Raw genomic sequence first — 16289 nt, forward strand, 5'->3', positions numbered from 1 at the left:
TAAAATGTTTAATAAATTTATACAAAGACCGGTTCTGTCGATAGTTATATCGCTGATAATTGTCTTTTTGGGAGTATTGTCGGTATTGAATTTGCCAATTACACAGTTCCCTACGATTTCACCTCCAATGGTAAATATTACCGCAGATTATCCAGGATCGAACGGTGAATTGATGATTAAGGCAGTTGTTATTCCGTTGGAAAGAGCCTTAAATGGAGTTCCGGGAATGAAATATATGGCTTCTGATGCCGGTAACGATGGTGAAGCTACGATAAAAGTAGTTTTTAATTTAGGTACAGATCCTAATCAGGCCGCGATTAACGTTCAAAACCGTGTGGCTTCGGTAACAAATAAGCTTCCTCCATTAGTAATTAGAGAAGGTATCAAAATTACAAGAGAGGTACCAAGTATGTTGATGTACGTGAACCTTTACAGTACAGACAAAAATACCGACATGAAATTCTTGTACAACTACGCTGATATCAATGTACTTTCAGAATTAAAAAGGGTAAACGGTATTGGTTCTGGAGATATCTTAGGAACACGTGAATATGCAATGCGTATTTGGTTGAAACCAGATCGTATGCTTGCTTATAAAATCTCTGCCGATGAGGTAATGGAAGCATTATCAAGTCAGAGTTTAGAGGCTTCTCCAGGTAAAACAGGAGAAAGTTCTGGTAAACGTTCTCAAGCATTTGAATATGTATTGAAGTATTCAGGACGTTTTACAACAAAAGAACAATACGAGAATATTGTAGTAAAAGCAAATCCAAACGGAGAGCTTTTGCGTTTGAAAGATATTGCGAAAGTCGAATTCGGAAGCTCGATGTATGATATCTATTCGAATTTGAATGGAAGACCTTCAGCGGCAATTGTATTGAAACAATCTTTTGGAAGTAACGCGAATCAGGTTATTGAAGAGGTAAAAGCGAAATTGGAAAAAATCAAACAAAAATTCCCTAAAGGAATGGATTATGAGATTTCTTATGACGTTTCTAAGTTCCTTGATGCTTCTATCGAAAAAGTAATTCACACGCTTGTTGAAGCGTTTATTCTGGTAGGTTTGGTAGTATTCCTTTTCTTGGGTGACTGGCGATCTACAGTTATTCCGGCAATTGCAGTTCCGGTATCATTGGTTGGAACTTTTGTGTTCATGACTTTCTTCGATATTTCGTTGAACTTAATTACATTATTTGCTTTGGTATTGGCAATTGGGGTCGTGGTTGACGATGCGATTGTGGTTATCGAGGCCGTTCACGCCAAGATGGAAGAAGAGCATCTGTCGCCATTTAAGGCAACGAAAAAAGCAATGCATGAAATTGCTGGAGCAATTGTGGCAATTACATTCCTTATGGCAGCCGTATTTATTCCTGTTGCTTTTATGTCTGGTCCGGTTGGAGTATTTTACCGACAGTTCTCAGTAACAATGGCAACTGCGATTATACTGTCAGGTATTGTGGCATTGACCTTGACACCAGCGCTTTGTGCAATGATGTTGAAAAACAATCATGGACAGCCTAAAAAGAAAACTCCTGCAAACCGATTTATTGATGCTTTCAACGAAAAATTCAATTTAGCACAAGGCAGATATCAAAATGTGTTGGCAAAAATTGTTGACAGACGTGTTGTTACTTTTGTAGCTTTAATTGGCTTCTGTATCGGAACATGGGGGATTAGTAGCACTGTACCTTCTGGATTTATTCCGAATGAGGATCAGGGAATGTTTTATGCTGTTATTCAGACACCTCCGGGTTCATCATTAGAAAGAACAAATAATATTGCAGAAAGAGTTCAAAAAATTGCTGAGGAAATAGACGGAGTAAAATCAGTTTCTTCATTAGCGGGTTATGAAATTTTATCTGAAGGTACGGGTGCCAACTCAGGAACTTGTTTGGTTAACCTTAAAGATTGGAGCGACCGTAAAGAATCTGTTGTTGAGATCATGCATCAAATGGAAGAAAAATGTAAAGATATTGCAGGTGCAAATATCGAATTCTTCCAACCGCCAGCTGTACCTGGATATGGTGCTGCAGGTGGATTTGAGCTTCGTTTGTTGGATAAAACAGGTTCGGGAGATTATAAGAGAATGGAGAAGGTAAACAATGATTTTGTTGCCGAATTGAACAAACAACCAGAATTATCAAATGTATTCAGTTTTTATAGTTCAAGCTTCCCTCAGTATATGATGAAAGTCGACAATGATTTGGCACAACAAAAAGGAGTTTCTATCGAGAATGCCATGAATACTTTGTCAACTCTTGTGGGGAGTAACTACGAAATCAGTTTTATCAAATTCGGAATCAACTATAAAGTTATCGTTCAGGCTTCGCCGGAATATCGTGCACAGCCAGATGATATATTGAAATTGTATGTGAAAAACGACCGCGATGAAATGGTGCCTTATTCTGCTTTTATGAGATTAGAAAAAGTGTACGGACTTTCAGAAATCACGCGTCATAACATGTACACCTCAACACAAATCAGTGGTTCTCCGGCAGCAGGTTATAGTTCAGGAACAGCGATTAAGGTGATTCAACAAATAGCAGAGAAAAAACTGCCAAGAGGATACGACATTGACTGGGCAGGTATTTCTGCCGATGAGGTGGCTCAAGGGAATCAGGCAATTTGGGTATTCTTGATCTGTTTAGGATTTGTTTACTTGGTATTAGCGGCACAATATGAAAGTTTCATTTTGCCATTATCAGTAATTCTTTCATTGCCAGCGGGTATTTTTGGAGCTTTCCTTTTATTGAAATTCACAGGATTGGAAAATAACATTTATGCGCAGGTTGCTATGGTAATGCTTATTGGTTTATTAGGTAAAAATGCCGTATTGATTGTAGAGTTTGCGATTCAGCGACACGCTGCAGGAAAATCAGTTCTTGACGCCGCTATGGAAGGAGCAAAAGCAAGGTTCCGTCCTATCTTGATGACATCTTTTGCATTTATTGCCGGTTTGCTTCCGCTTGCTTTTGCTACTGGGCCGGGTAAAATTGGTAACCGAACTATTGGTACTGCCGCGGCAGGCGGTATGCTTATAGGGACTATTTGTGGGGTGTTTTTGATTCCGGGACTGTATTACATTTTTGGACGAATTGCCGAGAGATACAAACTGGTTAAACATGAAGAAGAAAATCCATTAACTGAAGAAATTGACAACAATCATGTATAATAAAGTGAAAATATATAAATATAGCGCCGCATTGGGTTTGTGTCTTGCTGTAGTGGGCTGTAAAGCTCCTGCGCCTGATACTGCAACTGCCAGTGCACCAGTTCCAGAATCATTTAGTACTGCTGCCAGTCGGGATACAACCAATACAGCAACTGTAAAATGGAATGAATTCTTTAAGGATCAAAATCTTGTCGATTTGATTGATGTAGCCCTGAAAAACAATCAGGAGTTAAACATGACGCTGCAGGAAATCGAAATTGCTAAGAATGATGTAAGAGTTCGTAAAGGTCTTTTACTGCCATCTGCTGGAGTACGTGCCGGAGCTGGAGTAGAAAAAGTAGGAAGGTATACCAGCCAAGGTGCTGGTGATGCCACTACTGAAATTAAACCTGGTGTAGAAACTCCAGATCCACTTGGAGATTTTACTATTGCGGCTTATGCAAACTGGGAAGTCGATATTTGGAAAAAACTTCGCAATTCTAAAAAAGCAGCTTTAAACAGATATTTAGCAACTGTTGAAGGGAAAAACTTTGTAGTGACAAACCTTATTGCTGAAATAGCAGATTCTTATTATGAATTATTAGCTCTAGACAATCAGCTGGATATTGTGAAGCAGACAATTACTTTACAATCTAATGCTTTAGAAATTGTGAAAATCCAAAAGCAAGCGGCGAGAGCTACAGAACTTGGGGTTAAGAAATTTGAAGCTGAAGTACTAACTTCAAAAAGTATGGAGTTTGATATTTTACAACAAATTAAAGAGACTGAAAACAAAATTAATTTCTTGCTAGGTCGTTATCCGCAGGAAATTAAAAGAACAAACAGTAGCTTCTTGAAGCTTTTGCCAGCTTCAGTAACTGCAGGAGTTCCGTCTCAATTATTGATGAATCGTCCTGATGTTAAACAGGCAGAATTAGAATTGGTTGCAGCCAAATTAGATGTAAAAGTAGCTCGTGCAGAATTTTATCCTTCTCTTGATATTACAGCTGCGTTTGGAGTTCAGGCATTCAAGCCATCGTATTTGTTTACACTTCCTGAATCACTTTTGTATTCATTGGCAGGAGATCTTGCTGCACCATTGATTAACAGAAATGCAATTAAAGCTGAGTTTTCGAGTGCAAATGCTAGACAACTTCAGGCACTATATAATTATGATAAAACGATTTTAAATGCTTATTTAGAAGTATCTAATCAGCTTTCTAAAATAGATAATCTGCAAAAAAGCTATGATTTGAAATCGCAGCAAGTTGATGCATTAAACAAGTCAATTGATGTTTCGAATGATTTATTTAAATCGGCAAGAGTAGATTATTTTGAGGTTTTAATGACGCAACGCGACGCATTAGAAGCAAATTTAGAATTGATTGATACTAAAAAAGAACAACTCAATGCTGCAGTTCATGTTTACAGAGACTTAGGCGGGGGTTGGAAGTAGAATAGAATGCCCATTTTAATTAGTTATTAGTAGAGGCCTCTCAGAAGTTGAATTCTGAGAGGTTTTTTTGTAGATCATAAATAAGAGTTCCAAAGGAACAATTTATATTGTAGGGCTGTCCCGAGGCCTCGGGATCAGTCCAGTTTAAACATAATAATGCAAAAAGCCTTTCAGCAAAATATTCTGAAAGGCTTTTTAAAATTTTATTTATTTAGGAATAACAATTTTCGCTCTAAAACCTTTGTCTGGTTCTGTTTCAAAATCTACGCTTCCTTTAACGGCCTGAATGCGGCTTTCCATATTTAGAAGACCGTTTTTTGTTATCATATCTTTTTCACAACCAACGCCATTATCAGTATAGTTGATAAAGATTGAGTTTTGATCGCTTGCAAATTTTATGGCAACAAGATTGGCTTTGCTGTGTTTTTTCATATTGACCAATAGCTCTTGTAAAATTCTATTAATGGTGATCTTTTTTATATCATCAAGAATTTCCCAGTTGATGTTTTCTAGATTGTTAAATAAGACATTTCGTTCACTGGTGTTGTAAGTCGAAAGCAATTCTTTTATGTTGCGGGTAAAATTTGCACCGGTATCAATTTTATTGTTTTCTTTTGAAATTCCTCTCACACGGCTGTAAATATCATCCAGTTTTTGAAGAAGATTTTCTTTTGTGTTTTCTACCGACAAAGGCTGAGATTCAGTAAAAGCAATTACGTTAAAGACATCGTTTGCCAACTCATCATGGATTTTTTTTGCAATTCTAGTCTCAGTTTCATACGAAGCTTTAATCCCGATTACCTTATTTTTGTTTTTATAATAGCGTATTAGAATGGCAATTAAAATAACTAAAAAAACAAATATGATGATAAATACAATTCGCAGAAATTTCTCTTTTTGAAGTGACAACTGATTCTCTGCTTTTTCTAAACGCAGTTTTTCGTTTTCGTCTTTTTCTTTTGTGGCATCGTATTTAATTTTGGCAAATTTATTTTTAAAGTTGTTTCTAACCTTGATAATACTATCATTTAGTGTAAAATACTTTTGAACATAATTTTGCTTTTTAGAGCTGTGATCATTTGAAATTAAAATTTGCAAAGCTTCTAATCTTTCATCAACACTATTTAGCTTTGTGGAAATATCGTATGCTTTCAGCGCATTTTCATCTGATTTTTGAACGTCTTTTTTAGAATAATAATCCGCTAAGTTCAGATAGCTTTGAATGCTTCCGTAGGTATCGTTAATTTCATTTCTTTTTTTGAGTGCATTATGCATTAAAGAAAACCCTTTTTCCTCCATTCCATTTTTAAAATAAGCATAACCCAAATTGTCTTGAATTCTCGCTTTAGAGGATGCTTGAGCTTCATTATTTAATAAATTTTTGTTTAAAATAGATTCTAAAAGAACAATTGCCTTATCATATTTTTTTTGCTTGATATAGATTGGTCCAATATTAGATAGAGGATCTAGTTTTGCAATAGGGTCCTTATATTCTTTTGCAGCTTCTTTATAATAAAAAATAGCATCATTATATAGAGAAAGTTCTTTATCGGCTATGCCTAATAGAGTATTTATAAAAGCTGTGTATACGCTCTTTTTTTTGAAATATGTTGAAGCTTCAGTAACAGTTTCTTTGCTGCCGTAATAATCTCCATTGACTTGCTGTATTCCTGCTATTTGTATAAGGATATATCCAATATTGGCACTGTCTTTTAAAGTTTGATAAAGTATTTTAGATTTATTAAAATCGTGAAAGGCCTCACTAAAGTTTTGTTTATTAAAATTTTCAACACCTATATTCCGTATGCGTAAAGCTTCTTTCTGTATAGCTTCTGTATTAGGAGTTGCGGTCTTTTTTTCTTTACATGAAAAGAGAGTGAGAATAATTATTAAATAAAAAAACGGGGACCGTAACATATAAATTTACTTTCCCCGAAAATAGTAATTAATTAGATACTAAAAACATATTTTATTCATCAGTTGGCGGCGGCGGCGGCGGTACTTTATCATCAGGGCCTCCAACATTTGGACTACCGGTACCAGACCCATCATCAGCAAATGTATCCTTTGCTAGATTAACTGTTTTTTTTGTTTCTTGTTTTGGCTTCGTTTCAATTTCATCCGGAGTACAAGAAAATATGCTGAATAATAACGCAATAGCGCTAAAAAATAATAGTTTTTTCATTTTGATTTAATTTAGAAATTAGACATGAGTATTGCTGTCCGGATTTTATCCAGAATTCATGATTGGCAATACCAATTGTTTTTTTTGGGAAGTAAAGCGCGTCGAACTGTAAGAGGTTGTTTGTACTTCCCGAACAAACTCGGTCTTACGGTTTTTCACGCAGTTAATTAAAATTAGTTTTGTTTTTTAGTTTAAGTCTGCAGACAAAACATGAACTAATTTCTTGATGCAAAGTAAAGACGTTTCTACGCCTTGACTGACAAGGAATTCCCGGAATTCCTGCCTTTCCTTAAGATTCCTGAAAATTCCCAACAAAATAAATTTGCAGAACTAGTTTGCGCTATTAAAAGTTATTTAAGTTTATAGAAAGGACTATAATTATAGATGCAAAAAGTCTGGCAAAAGTTGGATTTGAAAGATTAAAAAGCAAAGAAATTTAGCTTTGAAGCAAAAGTTGGAAATAGAAATAAGCACTTAATTGCAAAAGTTGAAAATAATGGCATATAAAAAATATTTAGGTGGATAATAAACATGAAAATTCTAAAGAGGTTCCTGAAAAGGAAATCTTTGTTGCATTTAAAAGACATATTTTCTAAAAAAAAGTATAGAAGATATCTCCTAGAAAAGTAATTATGATTGCAATTGAAATGATCGCATTTTCTGCGTGCTTAAACTTTGCGCAGAAAAAAGATTAGGAAGAATGATTTCTAAATGAAGGTGAAAAACATTTTGATAAGTAAAATGCAAAATGTTGGAAAAAGAATGATTTTTTGAAGTGTAATCGTGGCATTTAAAAAGTTTGTTTTTCGGCATATATTTACTGTTATTTACACTATAAAGATAAGAAAAAAATCCCGTTAAACCTAATAAAATCAGTAAAATAACGACTTTTTTTACCTTTTTTTTGAAACTTTTTCCCATGTTTTTTAACCTTTTTGCTAAATAAATTATGACAGTAGAACTTATTTTTAAGCAGGATTGAAATAAAATTATTTATATTTATAAAAGAGTAAAAATGAACTCATTTCGCCATCAATCAATTTAAAAATAGCAATTATGAAAAAGCTTTTAATACTATTACTTGTTTTATGCACTTTTGGCTGTAAAAAGTATGTAGTATCGTTTGAACAGCCAACAAATATGAAACTGGATAGCTTAAAATTGGAAGTGTTTCTGGACAAAAAGAAAATTAAGGATATCAAGTTAAAAGCAACAAACGAAATGCCGACTTATGAAACTGAAGAATTTTCGATATCAGATGAAGGAAAACATCTGCTTGAGTTTAAAACAAAAGATACAGTCTTTACGTATGAGGTAAAGTATCCCGATGAAAAATTTATCAAGGTAACCGCTCACTTAAAAGACAATAAGAAGATTTATATTGGAATTCTTAAGCAGAATTATAAATTTAGATTTCAGTAATAGAGAAGATCGTAATGAGATACAAAAGCAAAAGCCTTTCTTAAATCAGAAAGGCTTTTATTATTTTAGAGGAAGCTTTAAGATAAAAAATCTTTAAACCATAATCCAGAATTTTTTATGGTTCTTTTTTGCGTTTCAAAATCAATATGAATTAACCCGAATCGGGCGTTATATCCTTCTGCCCATTCAAAATTATCAGTTAAAGTCCAAACAAAATAGCCATCAACATTTAAGCCTTCTTCTTTGGCTTTAAGAATTTGTTCCAAATGATCTTGAATGAAATGTGTACGTTTTATGTCATGTACTTTTCCATTTGTAACGGTGTCAGGAAATGCGGCGCCATTTTCAGTAATTATGATTTTTTTGATGCCTTCGTAGCTGTTGAATCTTTTTAAAATATGATACAAAGCGGGAGGATAGACTTCCCAGCCCATTACGGTTGAAATTACATTTCTTTTTTCGGCACTAATTAATTCGGCACCAATATACGGAGTCAATAAAGATGCTTTTACAACTTCTCTGGTATAACATTGAAGACCAATAAAATCAAAATCAAATGCAAGATTGTTTCGGTCGTCTTCAAGCATATAATTAATTAGCTTTTTTAAAACTGGCAGATCGTCTTGAGGATATCCAAGCCCTAAAAGTGGTTCAATAAAGGTTCTGTTAAGCAAAGTATCGACACGTTTTGCAGCGTCAACATCTTTTTGATTTTGAGAAAATGGTTCGATATGCGTGCAGGAAAAAGTAGTTCCAATATTAGCATTAGGAATATTGCTTCGAAGTTTTTTTGCGCCAGCAACTGTTGCTAAAGTCACATGATGCATGGCTTTTATATAATTGGTTATGCCTTTTTTTCCGGGAGCGTGAATGCCTAAAAAATAGCCAGCTCCGGTAAAAACAGAAGGTTCGTTGATGACCATCCAATTCTTGACACGATCTCCAAAATGTTTTGCACAGGTCTCAACATAATCTGAAAACCAAGCTACTGATTCGCGATTGGTCCAACCGCCTTTTTCTTCAAGTGCATGTGGCAAATCCCAATGATAAAGCGTTACCCAAGGTTCGATCCCTTGTGCCAGTAATAAATCTATGATTTTATTGTAATAATCAATTCCCGCTTGGTTTACAGGATGAATTCCTGTGGGCATAATTCGAGTCCAAGAAATTGAAAATCGAAAATTAGGAATATTTAGCTCGCGAATTAATTCAATATCATATTGGTAAGAATTGTAGAAATCGCAAGCAGTTGCGGCATGATGACCATTTTTGATTTTTCCTTTCTGCGACGTAAAAACATCCCAGATAGAAGAACCTTTTCCATCGGCATCATGAGCGCCTTCAATTTGGAATGCGGCGGTAGAAACACCCCATAAGAAATCTTCACCAAATTGAGTTTTGTTTAGAAATGAGTTTTCAACTTTATTCATTCAACTATGTTCCTTGATTTTAAAATTTTTTTTAGTGAAGGAAGGAAGATTGCATGGCTCTTAAAAAAAGCCATTCTTTGAATGAAACTAGAAAATTTAGATTAAAGAATTTCATAACTTTTTGTTTTATTCAAATTAAAAAAACTAATGTGAATAAATTGTAAAGTCATTATTATCAAATAATTAAATACGATGAAAATGATAAAAAAAACCGATAAAAAGTTTCGGAAAAGAGCTTTTGAATGATATTGTTTAAATCAACTAAATAATCCCCATATCCTTAGCCATAAACACTAGCTGAACCGTATTGTTTGCCTTAAAAAAATCTTTCAGTTTTGATAATCTTTTTTCAATGGCACTTTTGCTGTTTGGTTTTATAGAAGCACTTTTGAAAATTTCGATTATGTCATCCTGCGATTCGCCTTCGGCTAAATATTTTAAAATGGTAATATCGATGTCGTCAATTTCAAAATTGTTTTTTTCTTGAAGCAAAGAAGCTATTTCGGGAGAAACGAATTTTTCATCAGAAGCCGAAATAATATTGATTGCTTTTTTAAGCTCTTCGATACTGTTTCTGCCTTTTAAAACAAAAGCATTTATCGCGGCATTTTCAAAAAGTGATTTTATGCGGTACTTCTTATCCTCTACTGAATAGGTGATAATTTTAATGTCTGGCTGAAATTCACGCGTTTTTTGGACTAGTTCGTCGCCACTGGCAAGGTTTATCTCGCGATGATCTGCCTTAAAAGATAAATCGCTTATAAGCAAATCATAAGGCTCATTGTCCTGAGCAGCTTTGCGAATTTTTAAAAACGCATCATCACAATACTTAGCGTAATGATAATTTTCGATTCCTAAGTCACTTAGGACTTTCTCTATTCCAAAATTGATGCTATCAAGATCTTCAGCGATTATTACTTTTTTAAACATATTGAGAATTATTTAGGCATGGATATTTTTTGTTTTACAACCTTTTACAGATTCAGTGTCAAAAATAATAGTTCCTTTTGTAGGCAAAATACGGTTTTCCATAATTTAGGAAAACATTTTAATAATTTATTTTTTTTCAGAAACATTTCCGTAGTCATTTTAGGTTATTACTATTTTATTTATACAGTCGAAAAAACAATAAATTGTCTGCTATAAGTGGTCATTGTTGCCATCAATTTTTGTGATGTTGACTGAATGGAGATTTTTTTGATAGCACGAAATTTAATACTTAAAAGTGAGAAAGCTCGCAATAAATATTTTTTCGGATTTTTTTTCGGATTTTAAAATTTGGCATACGCATTGCTGTTCACAAGTGTTCTGAATCGTTTTTTGTAATTTGGAAATCGGCAATTTAGTTTGCTCCGCTTTCCTAAAAATCCAAGTAGTAATCCTAAAAATCCTAAAAATCCTGAATGTATATGGACAACATTACACGATGCAATTATGAGAAAGCTTATAAAGAAGCTATAAGAAGAAAATATCAAATTGAAAAAGAAGTTGGGGACTATTCTAATTATCTAGAAACACCGTCTCAAGCTCATTTGCGAGATTTATGCTGGAAAATATTAAGCGTAAATCCAACTCCAGATGACTTAAAAGTGTATTGGGATTTTAAAGGTGTTCCATTTGATAAAAATGCAGAAGATACCTCTACATGTTACACAGATAAATACAAAAAAGTAGGTGCCTTTTTAAGGGGAGAGAAAGAACCTCAAAAAATTGATACTGTAGATATGGCGGCAATCTTGATTGATTTTGAGCCAAGGCCTTTCAGAAAATTTAAGGCGAAAGCAGTTTGCGAAGATCTTGAAGTTTACGGATGCAAAGAGGATCTTTCTGAAATGGAAAATGAGCAAATTTTGGAAGTTTCTAAAACGACCGGAATGCCAACATATAAAAGTGCGATTAATTGGTTAGTTGAGAAAAAATCAATTGAGAAAAAATTTGCCCTATTGAGAAATGTGGCGATAACGGCAGTTGTGTGCTTGATTGGAGTGGTCATTTACTTAGCGCTTCCTAACAAGCAATGTATGCAATGGTCGGGAGATCACTATGAAATTGTGACCTGTACCTTAAAAACAAATGGATTTAATTCAAATCCTGTAGAATTACTGGATGAGAGTTTGGTGAATCTAAAAAAAATAGACATTTCTGATAACACAATATGTTTTGATAAAAATGGAACAGCAACCATTTGGTATGGTAAAACGGCCGATGGTATTGATTTCTTTAATGGTCACGGCAGGCATCCTGAAAGTAACGATGCGCTTAAACCTGTGACATCCTATATTTTGAAAAAGTATGCACATAGAACGAGTGCTGAAAAATAAAAAACCTCCCAAAATTAGACCTTTCTTTGGGAGGTTTGCTTATTTTATTTTATTTTATTCTATTCCTGATCAGACTTATAAGCAATATCATTTGGGAATAACATTCCGTTTAAACGAGTATCTCTCTCATAAACATCTGGATAAAAATTCATATTTCCGTCTCGAGTTACCCAAGCTGTAAAATAGCCAATATATATCGGTACTTTTTTAGGCAGCATAAAAGGCGTTTCTTTTTTTCCGCTCATCGCTTCATTTATTTTGTCAAGTGTCCAATCTGGATAATCTTTTAACATTGAAATAGCCAAATCTTTTGCTTTTTCAACATTGATGCAACCATGGCTGAAAATACGTTTTTCAAATCCAAATAAACTTTTTGAAGGAGAATCGTGCATATAAATGTCATTCGGATTTGGGAACATAAATTTCACAAGTCCCAGAGCATTATCTGGTCCCGGTTTCTGTCTCACTTTTCCGCCATTCCATTCCATATTATGATCGGCAAGATAGTTTTTGTCTTCGGCCATTTTTAATTTTAATTCGTTTTGGATAATGCTCGAAGGAACATTCCAATACGGACTAAAAACAATTCGATCAATTTGACCACTAAAAATCACAGTTTTGGTTAATGGCGTACCAATGAAGACTTTTGAAACAATGTCAAAATTTTTATTTCGCACAAAATAGAGCATAAACGAAGGAATATTAACCATCACATATTGGTCTTGATCTTCTAATGAAGGCGGAATCCATCTGCAACGTTCCATATTAAGCATTATCGTTTTAATACGGTCGCTTATAGGTTCGTTCATTTGGTCAATATGTTCTTTTGAAAGGATATAATTTGGCGTCAATGCATGTCGGAGTTTGTATTTCATTACACCATCCATCAATTCTTGATCATAAAAATTGCTCTTTGAATCTGTTGCCAAGTCGCCAATTACAAACAAACGATGTCTTACATCAGCAATGGTTTGCGAAGTAGCATCGGGACGCAAATCTTTATACGGATTATCCATGTAAATTGGAGTCCATTGACCGCTTTTTTCTATTTCTCGATATTTTTTTAAAACCTCTTGAAGTTTGTAATATTGGCTAAAAAGTAAATGATTGTTTTGCTCCAATAAATTTGGATTGCTCACAATTGAATCCAATAACGTTTCATATGAAACCTTTTTCTTTGGCAAATACCATTCGATCTTATTTTGTGCCGCAGCATCAATTCCCTGATAAACATGTTTAGCATACAAAATGTACATGGAACTCAATAAAAGTTCGGTATCAGACTCTGAAAGTTTTGATTTTGACGTTGAATCCTCGTCAAAAACTTCGTCAAGTTTGCTTTTGTAAGGAATTTTAATTTGAACACCTTCTTCGTAAGTTGAATTTAATTTATGATACAAAAGATATCCAAACTCATTTATATCGTTGTTCTCATACCAAATTGGCTTATATGATCTGTCTTTGTACAACGTAGCAACATCGTTTTGATAGTCCTTTAAGTCGCTGTATTTTTTAAAAAAAGCGGTTATTGAAGCTGTTGTGATTGTTGGAGCAGGAGCAATAAAATGATTTTTTGATGAAAAATCAAATTCATTTTTTGAGTAAGCAAAGGAGGTAGAGAAGTACCCAAATAAAAGAATTACGACAAAAGTAAAGTTTTTCATTTTTTTTAATTTACGTTATCAATCCATTAAATAAACATTGGAAACAAAATTGTAAGTCGTGTAAAAAAATGATTTGGGGAAATCGTATTTGTATTCAAATTTATAAAAAATATCTTAATATTTTTTGACTTTATATTTTAATAATTGATTAAAAAATTCACCTTTTTTAAAGGCAAAAATCTAATGTCTTAATAGTGTGATTCGAGATGTTTTTTGGACAAAGAAAGTGCAGGATAGTTTTTTAAATTATCCTGCCTTTATTTGTTAAATAAAATTATTTTTTGAAAAAAGTGGAGTCAAAATTTTTTTCTTCACTAGTAATCCTATATTTTTACGCAACCGATTGCAATTGTTGTTTTATTTAGGATAATGTATTTTTTGGATTAAAATTTTATCAAATATATTTATACTGACAAAAAACATTGATTCTTTCAGAATTGATTTTTTAAAGAATAAATTAAAACCAAATGACCGCATTAAGATTTGTTTTGTTGTTTTTTCTGATTTCCTTTTCGGCTTCGGCACAAAAGGATTATAAATTGTGGCTTCAATATAATGAGGTAAACAACGCTGTATTGGTTTCAGAATATAGAAACAATCTTAAAGGAATTACTGTTTTAGGAAATTCAGAAACCATTAAAATTGCTGAGAAAGAACTTAAAGCAGGTTTTCAAGATATGCTGGGAATTGCTTCCGAAATCAAATCAGATATAAAAGAAGAAAATACTCTAATCATTGGTTCGCAATCCAATTTAAATGCTGAAATCAAAAAAGAACTACAATCTGATTTTGGTAAAATAAATGAAGAAGGTTTTATCATCAAATCGATTTCCTTTAAAAACAAAAAACAAATCATAATTTCAGGGAAAAATGATGTTGCCGTTTTATACGGAGTTTTTAATTTTCTAAGAATATTGCAAACAAATAAATCGGTTAAAAATTTAAATATTGCTGATTCTCCGAAAACAAATATCAGAATTCTGAATCATTGGGATAATTTAGATCGAACTGTCGAAAGAGGTTATGCCGGATTTTCGCTTTGGAACTGGCAAAAACTTCCTGATTTTATAGACCAGCGTTATATTGATTACGCTAGAGCAAATGCCTCAATTGGAATAAACGGAACGGTTTTGACTAATGTAAATGCCAATGCTTTGATTCTGACGCCACAATATTTGGAAAAAGTCGAAGCTTTGGCAAATGTTTTTAGACCTTATGGAATAAAGGTTTATTTAACGGCAAGATTTTCGGCACCAATGGAAATTGGAAATTTAAATACCGCTGATCCAAAAGATGCCCAAGTGATCAATTGGTGGAAAAATAAAGCTGCAGAAATCTACAAACGAATTCCAGATTTCGGTGGATTTTTGGTAAAAGCCAATTCTGAAGGTCAACCTGGCCCACAAAATTACGGACGAGATCATGTGGACGGAGCCAATATGCTTGCTGATGCTGTTGCGCCTTTTGGCGGTGTAATTATGTGGCGAGCGTTTGTATATTCAGAACATGATGCCAACGACCGCGCTAAACAAGCTTATGCTGAATTTCAGCCTTATGATGGAAAATTCAAAGAAAATGTAATTGTTCAGGTAAAAAACGGAGCAATCGATTTTCAGCCGAGAGAACCTTTTCATCCTTTATTTGGAGCAATGCCGAAAACACCTTTAATGATGGAATTTCAAATCACGCAGGAATATTTAGGTTTCAGCACGCATTTGGTTTTTCTTCCAAAATTATTTCAAGAAGTTTTAGAATCTGATACCTATCAAAAAGGAAAAGGTTCAACCGTTGCAAAAGTGGTTGATGGCACTTTATATCAAAATAAACTAACAGGAATTGCTGGAGTAGCTAATATTGGAAATGACTTAAACTGGACTGGACATCCTTTTGCGCAGGCGAATTGGTACGGTTTCGGAAGATTGGCGTGGAACCCTTATTTAGATTCCGAAACTATTGCTGATGAATGGTTGAGGTGTACTTTTTCAAATCATGAAAACGTCATTAAACCAGTTAAAAAAATGATGATAGATTCCCGTGAAGCAGTTGTGAATTATATGACGCCACTTGGATTGCATCATATTATGGATACGGGGCATCATTACGGACCAGGGCCGTGGGTTTCTAATTTGTCAAGACCAGAATGGAATCCGACGTATTATCACAAAGCAGATAAAAACGGGATTGGTTTTGATCGATCAAAAAAGGGAACTAATGCTACAGCTCAATATTCAGCTGAGGTTGAAAAACTTTTTGATAATGTAGAAACTTGTCCAGAGAAAGATCTTTTATGGTTTCATCATGTTTCATGGGATTATAAACTGAAAAACGGTCAGACGCTTTGGAATGGTTTGGCATTGAAATATCAGGAAGGTGTAAATCAGGTTGCAGAAATGCAAAATGTTTGGAAGAAAACCGAAAAATATATCGACAGTGAACGTTTTAACGAAGTCGAAATGTTATTGGAAATTCAGTACAAAGAAGCCAAATGGTGGCGTGATGCGTGTTTGTTGTATTTTCAGCAATTTTCAGGAAAAGAACTTCCAAAAGGAGTAGAAAAACCGACACAAACATTAGAGTATTTTAAATCATTAAAATTTCCTTTTGCACCGGGAAATGGATAAATAATAAAATTAACACATAGAAACATAGATTTATATTTG

At 33.9% G+C, this 16289-nt stretch carries 10 protein-coding genes; 5 read left to right on the forward strand and 5 right to left on the reverse strand.

The window, feature by feature from the left end; all coding sequences use genetic code 11:
- Window positions 1-4 precede the first annotated feature (4 nt).
- The gene (locus H600_RS0107180) at window positions 5-3172 is read left to right on the forward strand and encodes an efflux RND transporter permease subunit (protein ID WP_026728145.1); all 3168 of its coding nucleotides are present in this window, start codon (window positions 5-7) and stop codon (window positions 3170-3172) included.
- Window positions 3165-4607 (forward strand): TolC family protein, encoded by a 1443-nt coding sequence (locus H600_RS0107185; RefSeq protein ID WP_026728146.1) that lies wholly within the window; start codon window positions 3165-3167, stop codon window positions 4605-4607. The genes H600_RS0107180 and H600_RS0107185 overlap by 8 nt, the downstream gene beginning before the upstream one ends.
- A gap of 207 nt (window positions 4608-4814) precedes the next feature.
- Here the strand turns inward: H600_RS0107185 and H600_RS0107190 are convergent, their stop codons facing one another.
- Window positions 4815-6524 (reverse strand): ATP-binding protein, encoded by a 1710-nt coding sequence (locus H600_RS0107190; protein WP_026728147.1) that lies wholly within the window; start codon window positions 6522-6524, stop codon window positions 4815-4817.
- A 52-nt stretch (window positions 6525-6576) separates the two neighbouring features.
- Window positions 6577-6792, reverse strand: coding sequence for a hypothetical protein (locus H600_RS21940; RefSeq protein ID WP_035108450.1), 216 nt, complete (start codon window positions 6790-6792; stop codon window positions 6577-6579).
- 1056 nt (window positions 6793-7848) lie between these two features.
- On the opposite strand from H600_RS21940, the gene H600_RS0107205 reads away from it, so the two are divergent.
- Complete coding sequence (locus H600_RS0107205) at window positions 7849-8214, forward strand: hypothetical protein (RefSeq protein ID WP_026728149.1); 366 nt, start codon at window positions 7849-7851, stop codon at window positions 8212-8214.
- A gap of 77 nt (window positions 8215-8291) precedes the next feature.
- On the opposite strand, the gene H600_RS0107210 is transcribed toward H600_RS0107205, so the two are convergent.
- Both H600_RS0107210 and H600_RS0107215 read right to left on the reverse strand, forming a co-directional pair.
- Window positions 8292-9644 carry a GH1 family beta-glucosidase gene (locus H600_RS0107210; RefSeq protein WP_026728150.1) on the reverse strand — a complete coding sequence of 451 codons (1353 nt, stop codon included), beginning with the start codon at window positions 9642-9644 and terminating at the stop codon, window positions 8292-8294.
- Window positions 9645-9905: 261 nt separating this feature from the next.
- On the reverse strand, window positions 9906-10574 hold the full coding sequence (locus H600_RS0107215) for a response regulator transcription factor (RefSeq protein ID WP_026728151.1): 669 nt from the start codon (window positions 10572-10574) through the stop codon (window positions 9906-9908).
- Between the two features lie 479 nt (window positions 10575-11053).
- On the opposite strand from H600_RS0107215, the gene H600_RS22510 reads away from it, so the two are divergent.
- Complete coding sequence (locus tag H600_RS22510; RefSeq protein ID WP_051234388.1) at window positions 11054-11965, forward strand: hypothetical protein; 912 nt, start codon at window positions 11054-11056, stop codon at window positions 11963-11965.
- 59 nt (window positions 11966-12024) lie between these two features.
- Here H600_RS22510 and H600_RS0107230 read toward each other — a convergent pair whose 3' ends face one another.
- Window positions 12025-13629 carry a L,D-transpeptidase family protein gene (locus tag H600_RS0107230; RefSeq protein ID WP_026728152.1) on the reverse strand — a complete coding sequence of 535 codons (1605 nt, stop codon included), beginning with the start codon at window positions 13627-13629 and terminating at the stop codon, window positions 12025-12027.
- 467 nt (window positions 13630-14096) lie between these two features.
- Between H600_RS0107230 and H600_RS0107235 the strand changes: the two genes are divergently transcribed.
- Window positions 14097-16250, forward strand: coding sequence for an alpha-glucuronidase family glycosyl hydrolase (locus tag H600_RS0107235; protein ID WP_026728153.1), 2154 nt, complete (start codon window positions 14097-14099; stop codon window positions 16248-16250).
- Window positions 16251-16289: the final 39 nt, after the last annotated feature.

The organism is Flavobacterium denitrificans DSM 15936, assembly GCF_000425445.1.
Taxonomy (GTDB): Bacteria; Bacteroidota; Bacteroidia; order Flavobacteriales; family Flavobacteriaceae; genus Flavobacterium; species Flavobacterium denitrificans.